The organism is Enterococcus sp. MMGLQ5-1 (assembly GCF_013155265.1).
Taxonomy (GTDB): domain Bacteria; phylum Bacillota; class Bacilli; order Lactobacillales; family Streptococcaceae; genus MMGLQ5-1.
In genome coordinates this window covers 35937-49257 of sequence record NZ_JABJXU010000009.1, presented here as the reverse complement: position 1 = coordinate 49257, position 13321 = coordinate 35937, and the positions used below count along the sequence as shown (strand labels likewise).

The 13321-nt window shown below is 33.9% G+C and carries 17 protein-coding genes and 1 other annotated feature; of the genes, 6 read left to right on the top strand and 11 right to left on the bottom strand.

Annotation, left to right across the window (positions count from 1 at the left end; translation table 11 throughout):
- The 4 genes from tsaD to tsaB are packed head-to-tail and all read right to left on the bottom strand — an operon-like array spanning position 1 to position 2640.
- The gene (tsaD, locus tag HOY35_RS09790) at positions 1 to 996 is read right to left on the bottom strand and encodes a tRNA (adenosine(37)-N6)-threonylcarbamoyltransferase complex transferase subunit TsaD (RefSeq protein ID WP_172213168.1); all 996 of its coding nucleotides are present in this window, start codon (positions 994 to 996) and stop codon (positions 1 to 3) included.
- The gene (rimI, locus tag HOY35_RS09785; RefSeq protein ID WP_172213166.1) at positions 977 to 1420 is read right to left on the bottom strand and encodes a ribosomal protein S18-alanine N-acetyltransferase; all 444 of its coding nucleotides are present in this window, start codon (positions 1418 to 1420) and stop codon (positions 977 to 979) included. The genes tsaD and rimI (HOY35_RS09785) overlap by 20 nt, the downstream gene beginning before the upstream one ends.
- 7 nt (positions 1421 to 1427) lie before the next feature.
- Positions 1428 to 1970: a ribosomal protein S18-alanine N-acetyltransferase gene (rimI, locus tag HOY35_RS09780; RefSeq protein ID WP_172213164.1), complete on the bottom strand. Its 543-nt coding sequence runs from the start codon at positions 1968 to 1970 to the stop codon at positions 1428 to 1430.
- Positions 1933 to 2640: a tRNA (adenosine(37)-N6)-threonylcarbamoyltransferase complex dimerization subunit type 1 TsaB gene (tsaB, locus tag HOY35_RS09775; protein ID WP_172213162.1), complete on the bottom strand. Its 708-nt coding sequence runs from the start codon at positions 2638 to 2640 to the stop codon at positions 1933 to 1935. The genes rimI (HOY35_RS09780) and tsaB overlap by 38 nt, the downstream gene beginning before the upstream one ends.
- A 125-nt stretch (positions 2641 to 2765) precedes the next feature.
- Between tsaB and HOY35_RS09770 the strand changes: the two genes are divergently transcribed.
- The 3 genes from HOY35_RS09770 to HOY35_RS09760 all read left to right on the top strand — a co-directional run bounded on the left by HOY35_RS09770 (position 2766) and on the right by HOY35_RS09760 (position 5756).
- Positions 2766 to 2978 (top strand): DNA-directed RNA polymerase subunit epsilon, encoded by a 213-nt coding sequence (locus tag HOY35_RS09770; protein WP_172213161.1) that lies wholly within the window; start codon positions 2766 to 2768, stop codon positions 2976 to 2978.
- Positions 2978 to 4654, top strand: a complete 1677-nt coding sequence (locus HOY35_RS09765) for a ribonuclease J (RefSeq protein ID WP_172213159.1) — start codon at positions 2978 to 2980, stop codon at positions 4652 to 4654. The genes HOY35_RS09770 and HOY35_RS09765 overlap by 1 nt, the downstream gene beginning before the upstream one ends.
- Before the next feature lie 454 nt (positions 4655 to 5108).
- Positions 5109 to 5756, top strand: coding sequence for a DUF998 domain-containing protein (locus tag HOY35_RS09760; RefSeq protein ID WP_172213157.1), 648 nt, complete (start codon positions 5109 to 5111; stop codon positions 5754 to 5756).
- A gap of 51 nt (positions 5757 to 5807) precedes the next feature.
- Here HOY35_RS09760 and HOY35_RS09755 read toward each other — a convergent pair whose 3' ends face one another.
- The 5 genes from HOY35_RS09755 to rplU all read right to left on the bottom strand — a co-directional run bounded on the left by HOY35_RS09755 (position 5808) and on the right by rplU (position 7944).
- Positions 5808 to 6269 carry a hypothetical protein gene (locus HOY35_RS09755; RefSeq protein ID WP_172213155.1) on the bottom strand — a complete coding sequence of 154 codons (462 nt, stop codon included), beginning with the start codon at positions 6267 to 6269 and terminating at the stop codon, positions 5808 to 5810.
- Between the two features lie 15 nt (positions 6270 to 6284).
- A complete protein-coding gene (locus tag HOY35_RS09750; RefSeq protein WP_172213153.1) occupies positions 6285 to 6758 on the bottom strand; it encodes a MarR family winged helix-turn-helix transcriptional regulator in 474 nt (157 codons plus the stop codon).
- A 228-nt stretch (positions 6759 to 6986) separates the two neighbouring features.
- Positions 6987 to 7271 (bottom strand): 50S ribosomal protein L27, encoded by a 285-nt coding sequence (rpmA, locus tag HOY35_RS09745; RefSeq protein WP_172213151.1) that lies wholly within the window; start codon positions 7269 to 7271, stop codon positions 6987 to 6989.
- Positions 7271 to 7627, bottom strand: a complete 357-nt coding sequence (locus HOY35_RS09740) for a ribosomal-processing cysteine protease Prp (protein ID WP_172213149.1) — start codon at positions 7625 to 7627, stop codon at positions 7271 to 7273. Before HOY35_RS09740 ends, rpmA begins: the two co-directional genes overlap by 1 nt.
- A 2-nt stretch (positions 7628 to 7629) precedes the next feature.
- Positions 7630 to 7944, bottom strand: coding sequence for a 50S ribosomal protein L21 (gene rplU, locus HOY35_RS09735; protein WP_172213147.1), 315 nt, complete (start codon positions 7942 to 7944; stop codon positions 7630 to 7632).
- 16 nt (positions 7945 to 7960) lie between these two features.
- Positions 7961 to 8040: a sequence feature (ribosomal protein L21 leader region), on the bottom strand.
- Between the two features lie 149 nt (positions 8041 to 8189).
- On the opposite strand from rplU, the gene HOY35_RS09730 reads away from it, so the two are divergent.
- Positions 8190 to 8846, top strand: coding sequence for a metal-dependent transcriptional regulator (locus tag HOY35_RS09730; RefSeq protein WP_172213145.1), 657 nt, complete (start codon positions 8190 to 8192; stop codon positions 8844 to 8846).
- A 24-nt stretch (positions 8847 to 8870) separates the two neighbouring features.
- Here the strand turns inward: HOY35_RS09730 and HOY35_RS09725 are convergent, their stop codons facing one another.
- A complete protein-coding gene (locus HOY35_RS09725; protein WP_172213143.1) occupies positions 8871 to 9416 on the bottom strand; it encodes a DUF1648 domain-containing protein in 546 nt (181 codons plus the stop codon).
- A complete protein-coding gene (locus tag HOY35_RS09720) occupies positions 9403 to 9681 on the bottom strand; it encodes an autorepressor SdpR family transcription factor (protein ID WP_172213141.1) in 279 nt (92 codons plus the stop codon). The genes HOY35_RS09725 and HOY35_RS09720 overlap by 14 nt, the downstream gene beginning before the upstream one ends.
- Before the next feature lie 324 nt (positions 9682 to 10005).
- Between HOY35_RS09720 and nox the strand changes: the two genes are divergently transcribed.
- Positions 10006 to 11337 carry a H2O-forming NADH oxidase gene (nox, locus tag HOY35_RS09715; RefSeq protein WP_172213139.1) on the top strand — a complete coding sequence of 444 codons (1332 nt, stop codon included), beginning with the start codon at positions 10006 to 10008 and terminating at the stop codon, positions 11335 to 11337.
- A gap of 197 nt (positions 11338 to 11534) precedes the next feature.
- Positions 11535 to 13292, top strand: a complete 1758-nt coding sequence (locus HOY35_RS09710) for a glycerophosphodiester phosphodiesterase (RefSeq protein WP_172213137.1) — start codon at positions 11535 to 11537, stop codon at positions 13290 to 13292.
- Positions 13293 to 13321: the final 29 nt, after the last annotated feature.

The window sequence follows — 13321 nt, the reverse complement described above, 5'->3', positions numbered from 1 at the left end:
TCATAACTCCAAACTCGGTATAGCATTTAGAGATAAATCTGCTAAATCGCCTTTTTGATAACCAATAAATGAAGCAGCCGCTATCATACCAGCATTATCACCGCATAAGCGAATTGGTGGAAAAATCACATGTGTATCTGTTTTTGCTAAATCAGTAATTAAACGATTACGTAATCCCTGATTGGCCGCCACGCCACCAGACACAATTAATGTGTTAACTGGATATTTTTCAATCGCCTTTAGTGTTTTCGCAGCTAATACATCCACAACTGCAGCCTGAAAACTGGCAGCTAAATCAGCCTTGTTTAATAGCTCCTGCCGTTGTTCTGCATTATGAACTGTGTTAATAAAGGCACTTTTTAGCCCACTAAAGCTAAAATCAAGATTTGGTTCTTTGAGCATCGCTCGCGGAAAATTAAAAATATCCTGACCGCTTTTACTTAACTCATCAATCGCTTTTCCAGAGGGATAAGGTAAGCCCATAACGCGTCCAACCTTATCATAGGCCTCACCAGCGGCATCATCTCGAGTTTCGCCAATTAACTGATATTCACCATCGCCGGCCATATAAACCAGCTCTGTATGTCCCCCACTAACCAATAGAGCGATCAAGGGGAAGGTCAACGGCTCAACCAAGCGTGCAGCATAAATATGACCTGCCATATGATTAACAGGGATTAAGGGTAATTGATTGGCCCAAGCGAATGCCTTGGCAGCTGCAACACCTACTAATAGCGCACCTACTAAACCAGGTCCATAGGTAACTGCCACGGCTGAAAGCGCCGCAGCTTGAATCCCGGCTTCATTAAGTGCTTCATCAATACAAATTGTAATTTGCTCCACATGATGTCGGCTAGCTACTTCCGGTACGATTCCGCCAAACCTCTGATGACTTTTGATCTGTGAGGCAATCACATTACTTTTTAAAGCTGCTTCATTCTCTAAAACTGCAACACTTGTTTCATCACAGCTTGTTTCAATCGCTAGGATATACATTTTTTCTCCATTCCATTAAAATTGCATTTTCCTCTGGCTCTTGATAATACTTCTTTCGTAAACCAGTTTGGTAAAATCCAGCCTTCAGATATAGCTGTTTTGCTTTTTGATTACTTTCCCGAACCTCTAAAAAAATTACTGAACCACAAGCTTTTAATTGACCAATTAATTGACCTGCAATACCTTGATTTTGATAGCTTGGTAGCACAGCTATATTGCTAATTTCTAATTCTGGTAGGACTTTGATTGCACTCAAAAAGCCAACTAATTTCCCATCCGCAAATGCTGAAATAAACAAACGATTTTCTTGTGCTAAATCTAAAATAATGGTATTGATCGTCCACGGGCTGACACCATAACTCGCTTCAAATAATTCAAATACTTGAGGTGCAAACACCGTGGCCGACTTATAATAATTTTTCATCTGATATCTAATCAATCTGGTAAATCATCTCAATTCCATCCTCTTTCAACTCGGTATAATAACCTTTTAATATTTTATCCGAATGAAAACCTAACTTACGATAAAAGGCCTGCGCATCTTTATTTGAAAACCTAACTTCTAAACTAAGCTGCTTAAGCGCTAGTCTGGTAGCAATATCTTTGCCTAGCTCAATCAAAGCTTGACCAATACCTTGGCGTTGATATTGTACCTTGACAGCCAAATTTGAAATATGTAATTCATTTTTTTGAACGCGTAGACCAATGAAAGCAACAATCTCTTCTTGATTAGCGACAACAAAGAAAGCTGCTTGTCTATTAATCGATATTTCAGCAAAAAAATCAGTGTAGGTCCAAGGCAATTCTCCAAAATAAACGTCTCGCTCCACCATTAAAATACCCCTGATATCCTGAGCATTCGCCCGTCGAAACATACAATTTAATTCAGTATTATAATAATCATTTTCAGTTTTGATCACACTATCCAACTGAATATTAATTAAATTTCTCCACCAAACCATCAATTTCTTCATGCGTTTTCAACCAATTTTCTTCAGCTTCTACTTTCTTTAAATATTCTGGAACAAATGAAAAAATATCTTGGGGCTGATACCCCATTCCTAGCAGAGCAATTTGATAAGCACTGGGTAGACAATCCTTTAGATTTTTTTCCAAAGTAACATTTGGTAATAAATCCAATTCTTGCCTAAATACTTCAATTTCACCCGTAAAATAAGCTGGTTCATCTCCAACTTTAGCTAATAAATCAAAAAAACTCATATGTGCTTCCTTAAAAACTAAATTTAGCTCATTGGATTGCCATTGATAACCACCCGCATAGACATTCCTCCGTCGAGCATCCAATATTGGAACAATTAAGCCTTGATAATTTTTTGCATTACGTGCAATCGCAGCAAGACTAGAAACACCAACTAAATCAATACCTAAAGTATAAGCTAGTGTTTTAGCAGTTGTTACCGCAATTCGCAGTCCAGTATATGAGCCTGGTCCACTCGCCACTGCAATGCGATTCAAATCAGCTGGTTTCAGTGATACCTGATCCATTAAACGACTTATAGTCGGCATTAACTCAATACTATGATTCTTTTTGATGTTAAGGGTTTCTTCAGCAAGCAACGTCTCATCATCTGTAATTGCTACACTTAAAGCCTTAGAAGAAGTATCCATTGCTAATATTTTCATTTATTGCTCCTCAGTGATTTAAGACAACAACTGTCTGTTTCAGTTTATTTTCTTTTTACCTATCTTATGATAAAATAGGATTAATTGCAAAAAACGAACGTTGAATATTTAAAGGAGAAAACAAAATGATTTATAAAGCTTATTATCAAGAAATCAAAGGGCGAAACCCTAAGCGTGAGCAAACACAGTCACTATACATTGAGGCAGAAAATGAAATTTTAGCAAGAGAACGTATTGAGGCTAATACAGCATTTAATATTGAATATCTACAAGAGCTAACTGGAAACCATCTTGAATACGAAAAGGAAAACTCTGAATATAGTTTGGTGAATTACTAATGGCAGTAAAATTACAAAATAACGAAGTTGGCGTATTTGCTGTTGGTGGTTTAGGAGAAATTGGTAAAAATACCTATGGAATCCAATTTCAAGATGAAATTATTCTAGTAGACGCTGGCATTAAGTTTCCAGAAGATGAACTATTAGGCATTGACTATGTCATACCAGACTATTCTTACATCGTACAAAATATCCAGAAAGTTAAAGCATTAGTCATCACGCATGGTCACGAGGATCATATTGGTGGCATTCCATTCTTATTACAAGTTGCGAATATTCCAGTTTATGCAGGCCCATTAGCCTTAGCCTTAATCAAAAACAAGCTTGATGAGCGCGGATTGCTTCGTGATGCTGAATTACATGAAATTAATGAAGACAGTGTACTTAAATTCAGAAAGACTTCTGTTTCATTTTTCAGAACAACACATAGTATTCCAGAGCCTTTAGGTATTGTCGTTCAAACACCTCAAGGTAAAATCGTCTGCACGGGTGATTTCAAATTTGACTTTACACCAGTAGGTGAGCCGGCAGATTTACATAGAATGGCTCAACTAGGTGATGAAGGTGTACTTTGCCTGTTATCTGACTCAACAAATGCAGAAATTCCAACCTTTACGAAATCTGAAAAGGTCATTGGGACTTCAATTATGCGAATTTTTGAGAAAATCGAAGGGCGCATTATCTTTGCCTCCTTCGCCTCTAATATCTTTCGTCTGCAACAGGCCTGTGACGCAGCAGTAAAAACTGGGCGGAAAATTGTCGTATTTGGTCGTTCAATGGAAAATGCGATTGTCAACGGTCGAGAATTAGGCTATATCAATGTACCCGATGGGACTATCATTGACCCAAGCGAGCTTAATAAATATCCTGCCGATGAAATTATGATTATGTGTACTGGTTCCCAAGGTGAGCCAATGGCAGCTCTATCACGAATTGCAAATGGTACACATCGGCACGTCACAATCCAACCGGGCGACACAGTCGTTTTCTCAAGCTCCCCAATTCCAGGTAATACGATGAGCGTTAACCAGTTAATTAATTTACTATCAGAAGCTGGTGCTGACGTCGTTCATGGTAAAATTAATAATATCCATACTTCTGGACATGGTGGACAAGAAGAGCAAAAGCTAATGCTTCGTTTAATTAAGCCTAAATACTTTATGCCTGTACATGGCGAATACAGAATGCAAAAAATCCATGCAGGGCTTGCGGTTGATACCGGTGTTAAAAAAGAAAATTGCTTTATCCTTGTCAACGGTGATGTATTAGCTTTAACTAAGGATACTGCTAGATTAGCTGGTCATTTCAACGCACAAGATGTCTATGTTGATGGTTCAGGGATTGGTGATATTGGTACAGCTGTATTGCGCGATCGACATTTATTATCTGAAGAGGGCTTAGTTTTAGCAGTCGCTACCATTGACCCTGAAACAAAAATGATTTTAGCAGGTCCAGATATCTTAAGCCGTGGTTTCGTTTATATGCGTGAATCAGCAGAATTAATTCAAGAAGGACAAAGAATTCTTTTCCATACCTTACGTGAAGCTATGCGCTCGAAAAACTTTAGTGAGCAAAAGCTAAAAGACGCAATGATTAACGCCTTGACTCCTTTCTTATACGAGCAAACTGAGAGAGAGCCAATCATCATTCCAATGATTCTTTTTCCTGAAAAATAAAATTACGCAAACAAAAAGGAAGCCAAAAATGGCTTCCTTTTTGTTTACACAATGCAAGCAGCTAGTCAATCATTCGTTAAAAAAATGTCAATTTAGTTTGACAAGTTATTGACGTTTTTTTGACATACCTATTTGTTGAATATTGGATTTCTAGCCACTCATTTTTACTCACGTCTTATTTTTTCTTCTTTATCTTCTCGTTAAATAAAATAAAATCTAGTATCGTCATAACATTCCTTATATTTTCATGTGTTGACAAAATAATTACTCACAAATTACCAGAGATGTAAACATATTAAAATGTATAAATTCATCCTCTCCCTACTGAAAAAACCAATCCTAAATATTAAAACTCAAAGTAAAATTTAAAATAATACAATATTTAATTACTTAAATTACTTATTTTTAAAAAATTTGGTATGATATAAACATTCTTAATTCAGAAGGTGCAAAATTGAAAACAAAAAAACAATTCGGTTTTTATTTAATGATACTAGTCATTATCAGTGAAACAGTTTCACCATTTATATTGGGACATTTTTACCCTCATTTCAACCAGCTAAATATGTTAATGAGTGACTTTGGAGAAGCTGGTAAGCCAACTCGAAGCGCATTTAAAATTTGGCAAATCATTGATGGCTCGATTTATATTATTTCTGCTTTTGCCTTTTATCAATCCTTTAAAAACACTTCTAAAGGCCTAGCTAAGCTACTCACTGCTTCGATTATCCTGTATGCTCTAGGAGATTGTATTATCACTGGAATAGCCGATCGTGTCAAAAATCATGCTAGTATTGTTGGAAGGATTCATAGTGATGCTTCCGCACTCAGTCTCTTAGCCATTTGGCTTGGTATAATTATACTAATCTTGCTTTATAAAAAAGAAAATAATGATTGGTTCGCCAACCTCTTAAAAGTAATCCTTGCTTTCGCCACTGCCATTTTAATTATTTATTCAAAACATAAGATTCCAATACTTAAAGAATTTCGTTTTCCATTACGTGGACTTACTCAAAAGCTCTGTCTATACTCACTATTTTTACCGTTTTTATTAGTAGCACTGGATAGATTAAAAATAGTAAATTTTAATCATAGAAAGTAATCAACTAGCGTAAATATAGTTTATTAGCAAGCCTTCTACAAAAATATCTATTTAACCTTCCTCCTCAGCCGACACTCTGAGTTGATAATTATTCAAAATTTTTGTTGCAAGCGGACCAACAATCAAAATACTAGCTGGCGCTGATACCACAATACTAAGCAACCATGATGTTGCATAAGCTGCAGGTGTAATTGATGCACCAACAAAAAACATACCTTGAAGGGACATAATGGTTGCCATAAATAAAATTTTTATAACAGTCATTACCTGTTTCTTTTTTCTAGGATTGTTCTCTGTTACCTTTGACCAGCCAGTTATTTTGATCGCTAATGGATGCACGAAAAATTTATTTACTATAAATGCAATTATAAATGAACGCATCATAACCAGTAATAATGGTTTTAAGGACAGGACTCCCACTCCAATGTACATTCGATAGGTTACCATTATCAAAACCATTCCAGTTGTCATCAACAGAGAAAATAATAAGCTTTCTTTTTTATTTCTTGGCATATTTAACCTCATTCTTTATTTTATATTTTTATCTATATAATTTTCATACATCGAAAAATCTTCTTTTTCTATATTAGTTAACAGCTTAGATAAAATTCGTTCCAATTGTTTTTTTTCCTGATTATCCAAAAAATCAAATATTTTTTTCGCTAGATTACTAGGAATTGAGCCCATCTGAATAATTTCTTTCTTACCTCTATCCGTAGTGTATATTTTAATAATTCTTTTATCGTAATCTTGAACCACCCTGCAGATTAAGTTCAATCGTTCAAGAGTCTTAATTGAATTACTGACAGAGCTAGGCCGAATGTCCAAAATATTTGAGAGCTCACTATTAGTTGCTCCTTCGTGGTCAAAAACAGTTTTTAGCATCGTAACAGCAGCTCGATCCATCAAAGAATTAAACCATTTTTCTTTACCAGTAGCATATTTAATTTTGGAATTTTCAGTTAGTTGGCTCAATAAATCCAATAATTCTAAATTTGCCATCATTAACTCCTTTTTATATAGTTAGTTTAAATAATATAAAACTAACTATATAACATAAAAATTCGATTGTCAATCAACGATTTTTATACTACCATTCAATTTTAAAATATTCACTATCGTTTGCCTACTCAATAAAATATAGCTGCGAATTCTGATGGGGTTTTCAAATAAAAACCATTAATTTCAAGCTATAAACTCGAAATTAATGGTTTAGAAAAAATTTATTAATTATTTAGCAGCTGGATAAACAGAAACCTGTTTCTTGTCACGTCCAAGACGTTCAAATTTAACAACACCAGTTGCTGTAGCGAATAATGTATCATCGCCACCACGTTTAACGTTTGTACCAGGGAAAATTCTAGTACCGCGTTGACGGTAAAGAATCGTACCAGCATTAACTGTTTGTCCATCAGCACGTTTAGCTCCTAAACGCTTGCTTTCTGAATCACGTCCATTAGATGTTGAACCGCCACCTTTTTTATGGGCGAATAATTGTAAATCTAATTTTAACATTAGGCACCTCCATTTTGATTAATTTGTGTTGCTTTCGCAACAAATTCAGGATATTGAGTCGCAATTGTTTGATAGCCTAGCAATAGGTTCTCTAATAATAATTGCGTCATATTCATTTTTTCTTGATTTAAATCAGCTAATATTTCGACATATAGATAGCCACCGTTTTCATAATCAACCTCCGAAATCGGTGTAAATCCAACTAATTGATTGATACCGTTCTCAGTTGTTATCGCCAAGGTCGAAACAGCTGCACAGACAACATCAAAGCCCTTTTCCGAACTTCCTGCATGTCCTTTAATCTCATATGAAACAATATAGCCTGCCACATCACGTCTAAAAGTTGCTTCAATCATAATTATGCATTAATTGAATCAATAACAACTTTTGTATATGGCTGACGATGACCTTGTTTACGATGAGAATGTTTTTTAGGTTTGTATTTAAAAGTAACAACTTTCTTTTGTTTGCCATGTTTCTCAACAGTTCCAACAACAGTTGCACCTGATACTGTCGGTGTTCCTACCTTTGTAGTGTCACCACCAACTAAAACAACTTCATCAAAAGTAATTTTTTCACCAGCTTCTACATCTAATTTTTCAACGTAGATTGCTTGACCAGCTTCAACTTTAACCTGTTTACCACCAGTTTTGATAATTGCATATGCGCTCATTACGGCACCTCCTTATATTTTTTGTTAGACTCGCCACACACAAGCGACTATCAATTGACCGTGCTTAATACTTGGTATGTGCGGTTGTACATACGAAGCCCGTAAATACAACATTACTATAATACTAGATAAGGGATTAATTGTCAATTTATTTTAGTTTAAATCATTCAGCAATATTTATTGGCGATTATGCTATAATAATTTGTACTAAGAAGCACTGCAAGCTTTCAATAAAGGAGCAAATCATGAAAAAACGTACTGATCAAAAGGAAGACTATCTCAAAGCAATTTTTAATAATGATGGTGTTAGAAATTACGTCTCAAATAAAACGCTTGCCCAAAAATTGCAGGTTTCTGCCGCCTCAGTCTCAGAAATGGTCAGTAAGCTTCAAAAAGAGGGCTATGTTGAATATGTATCCTATAAAGGCGTTAAGCTCAACGAAATTGGCATTCAAGTAACCTCAAAATTAATCTATAATCATCGTATTTTTGAATGCTTTCTTTATCAAAAGCTTGACTATTCCCTTTACGAGGTCCATGAATTAGCTGAAGAAATTGAACATCTAAAAGATGATGAATTTTTTTCGAGACTCTATCAATTTCTTGATCAACCTAAGCATTGCCCGCATGGTGGCATCATATCTGAAAATCTCTTAAAATCAGAAGACTTCATAATCCCAATTATTCAATATCCTGAGCATACTGAAATTATAATCAAGCGGTTTGAAGATAATTATCAATTACTTTTTGAAATAGAAAAAATAGGGCTAAAGATTAATGATCATATTCAAATATTAGATAAATCAGTTTCTGAAAATCAAATTAAAATTAAAACCATCAGTGATGAGTTAATCATTCCAAGTAAATTCGCTGAAGAAATATACGGCATCTCTATCGGCTAATTGATAATATTCTCAAAATTTAAACTAGCCAAAGGGAATAAACCAAGCAACAAGGAAAAATAAGAAACCAAGTAGGATTAAAGCCATGCTTGTAATCTTATTTTTTTTACGAAAATCTGCTACACTTTTCGGTGTCGGTCTAAAAAATCGTTTGCCACTTTCATAATCCATTTTAGTTGAATAGTTTCCAATTATAATTAGTATAATACTCACAAATAGACAAACAATCCTACCTACATTGATACTTTGATTATAGACATAGACAACTATCAAAATTGACGTTAATAAGGATAAAACAGGAACAATCCACAATGTTAGCTTCAAAAGCTTAGGTGATTTTTGAAGCTTTTTTGATGTGTAAAAAACAGTTAGCACAAGAAAAAGCTGAAGTAAGGCCATAGCTATCGGTATTAGAAAAATAAAGACACCTCTTGAAGCATAAAGATTTGGATTATTATCGATTCCAAAATGCACTGGTAGTTTATCAGGCAAATATTGGTAAAATAGTCCCCCAATAATCATTGGTAGCAAGCAAATGATAAATGTTAAAATAACTTTATTCTTTTTCATTATTATTCTCCTTTAGTTGATAAACCCAGACTAAGATATCCTCAAAAACCGAAACATTCAACTCATAATAAATAAAATTTTTATGTCGAGTTTCAGTGATTAAATCAGCCTTTTTAAGTTGAGCAAGGTGATAAGAAACCGTTGCATTCGTTAAATTAAAATGCGAGGCAATCTCTCCGGCAGATTTCCTGCCATCCTTTAACATTTCTAAAATAGCTCGCCTTGCTGGATCAGCAATAGCTTTTAATGTCTCTGATAATCCCATTTAACTACTCCTTTTCTATTTCGAATAATTTCTAAATAGAATATACAGCTTTCAAACAAATAAATCAATATCTATTTAGAAATTATTCAAAATAGATTTTATAACAATGATTATTTTTAATGTTTTTTTATTCACAATCTCACCAAAAACTCGAAGTATCAATTGCTTTATAGCTTTAGACTAGTTTTTTTTTATGATTTCATTTGTTATATTCACAAGCATTAAAATAGATATTTACGGCTAAAAAAGTTAAAGTGTTTGTAAGGGCTTTCACAATCAAGTGTAGTTCATTAATAAAATTTTTTTGAAAGAAGGTATTCAAACATGACAAAAACAGTGATTATTGGTTCAAACCATGCCGGAATTGCCACAGCAAATACTTTATTAGATAATTTCGAAGATCAAGAGGTAGTACTCATTGATCGAAATACAAACCTCAGCTATTTAGGATGCGGTACTGCACTCTGGGTAGGGCGTCAAATTGATTCTTATGAAGGTTTATTTTATACAAATAAAGCTGATTTTGAAGCGAAAGGTGCAAAAATCTTAATGGAAACAACAGTTGAATCCATTGATTTTAATAAAAAAGAGGTCTATGGCCGGACTAAAGACGGTGAAACAATAGCAGAAACCTATGATAAGCTTGTGCTCGCAACTGGCTCTATTCCAATTTCACCAAAAATTCCTGGTAATGACTTGAAAAACATTCATTTCCTCAAGCTATTTCAAGATGGACAAAACGTTGACAAAGCATTGACAGATGATAAAATAAAAAATGTTGCTGTAATTGGTGCAGGCTACATTGGTGTTGAAATTGCTGAAGCTGCAAAACGTCGAGGTAAAAATGTATTGTTATTCGATGCTGAAGCCAGAACCCTATCAAGCTATTATGACCCTGAATTTACAAAAGATATGGATAAAAACCTTTCTGATAATGGTATTGAATTGCATCTAGGTGAGCTCGCAAAAGCGTATAAAGGTCATGAAACCGTTGAAGCTGTTGTAACAAATAAAGGTGAATATCCAGTCGATTTAGTAATTAATGCTATTGGATTTTTACCTAATAATTTATTAGGTAAAGATGCTTTACAGTTATTTGACAATGGTGCCTATTTAGTTGACGAACATCAACAAACTAGCAATCCAGATGTTTATGCGGTCGGTGATTGTGCAACTATTTATTCTAATGCTTTACAAAAAACAACCTATATTGCCTTAGCTACTAACGCTGTGCGGACTGGTATTGTTGCAGGCTATAATATTGGTGGTACAGTTGTTGATAGCGCAGGCGTTCAAGGTTCAAACGGCATTTCAATTTTTGGCTATAACATGGTTTCAACAGGTTTATCTGTGGAAGCTGCAGAAAAAAATGGTTTTGAAGTCAAATATAGCGATTTTGAAGATTTACAAAAACCTGGCTTTATGAAAGAAAATGCAAAGGTAAAAATTAGGATTGTCTATGATGCCAAGTCTCGTCGCATTTTAGGAGCGCAAATGGCTTCAAAAGAAGATATTTCAATGGGCATTCACATGTTCTCACTAGCAATAGCAGAGGGTGTCACAATCGATAAGCTAAAACTACTAGACATTCTCTTTCTACCACACTTTAACCAGCCATATAACTATATAACAATGGCTGCCCTTTCTGCAAAATAGTAAATGTAAAAAGAGGTTCAATAGCACTTGTTTGAAGTCGTTGTTGAAGCTCTTTTTTGACGCATAATAAAATAAATCTTTAAATATGGATAGGTACAATTTGATATTTACTAGCAACTCTTATTGGTATAAAATCAAGGTATTATAAACAAAATATGCTATTCTAACATAAGATAACTGATTGGAGGGGAAGACTATTGTCTTTTATTGACCAGCTTAAAACAATAAAGAATATTATTCAAAGCCATCTTTACAGCTATTTAAAAAATATTATTATTATTCAGGGACTATGGTCATTGATAATCTCACCTTTAATCGTTTATTTATTCCTTAGAGCAATTCATTTTGTAAATTTGAGTAGTTTAACTGAGCAGACTGTTTTTCAAATCCTTCAAAATCCACTATCAATAATTTCTATTATATTAATTGTTTTAATTACATGCTGTTTTACATACTTTGAACAGGCATATTTTATAAATCTTGTAGCTGCACATAAAAATCAACAAACAATCAATCCGAAAGAAAATATCAGTAAAATAAAAGGCAAATTCAAATACTTTTTAAGTTTTCAATTTATTTTCTTAGTTATATATTTTTTTCTAATGCTACCAATTGTGACTGTTGGAATGAACACTATTATTGCTAATCAGCTAAAAATTCCAAATTTTATTATTGACGAGCTTCTAAAAACAACTAACGGTAAATTAATTTATGGCATATTTTTTTTAATAATACTTTTTCTAAATTTTAGACTTATGTTTACAATTTCTTTCTTTATTTACAAAAAAGACTGTACCATTTTCGGTGCAATAAAAAAAAGTTGGCAATACACTCAAAAAAATCAGCTCAAAATTATTAGCACTATTGCAGGTTTGTTAATTATTCAAACAATGTTGATTGCTCTAATTTCATTTACTCTATACTTGCCCTTAACAATTATCGAAAAAATTAGCCCTCTGATTGCTCCAATCATCGCAGGTATCACCATAACTGCTATTCAAGGGTTATTATTCTTTTCTTTTGGTATTTTACAATTAGTTATAGCCATTGTTCTTTTAAACTTTATCTCGCCTGTGCGAGATAATAGACAAATTAAAGAAAAGATAAATTTTAAGTCTAAAAAAATAATTTTTGCCAGCAGTATTTTTTTATTTATTACTGTTTCAATTGTCAATATCTTTACAATATCTCAAACCATTTATCAGCCTGAAACAATGATTATCGCCCATCGAGGTTATACCGCTAATCACATTGAAAATACAATTGCTTCCCTAAAAGATGCCGCAAAAATTGGGGCGGATTATGTTGAGCTTGACGTTCAAGAGACAAAGGACGAACAATGGGTTGTCTTTCATGATACAACCTTAAGCCGTCTGAGCAGTCACAATGATCGTATTAAGGATTTAACCTTAGCTGAAATCAACAATATTGAATTAAAGCAAGGTGATAAAACAGATAAAATTCCCTCTCTACGAGAATTTATTAGTGTTGCTAAATCTATCAATATGCCTTTATTAATAGAAATCAAAACTTCTGGAACAGATTCTCTGGCAAGTATTGAACGCTTAATGCAATTAATAAAGTCAGAAAATCAAGCGAATGACTATCTAATTCAAACTTTAAACGAAAATACTGTTCAATTAGTAAAGCAAGCTAGTCCAGAAACAACAACTGGTATCCTTGTCGCACTCAATATTGGTCGCCTGCCAGACACACAAGCCAATTTTATTGGTTTAGAAGAATTTTCTGTCAATCAGAGAATTGTTAGACAGGCTGAAAATGAAGATAAAAAACTGTTTGTTTGGACTGTCAACCATGAAAATTTAATCCAAAATGCTTTGCGCATGAATGTTGATGGCATCATTACGAACAACCCCGCACAAGCCCTTAAAGCAAGACAAGCCTTTGAAAATAAAAAAACTTTTGTAGAACGAGTTAAGCTTTTTATTAATTAAAAAAAGAGATTTAGACAAAAATAAGTCTA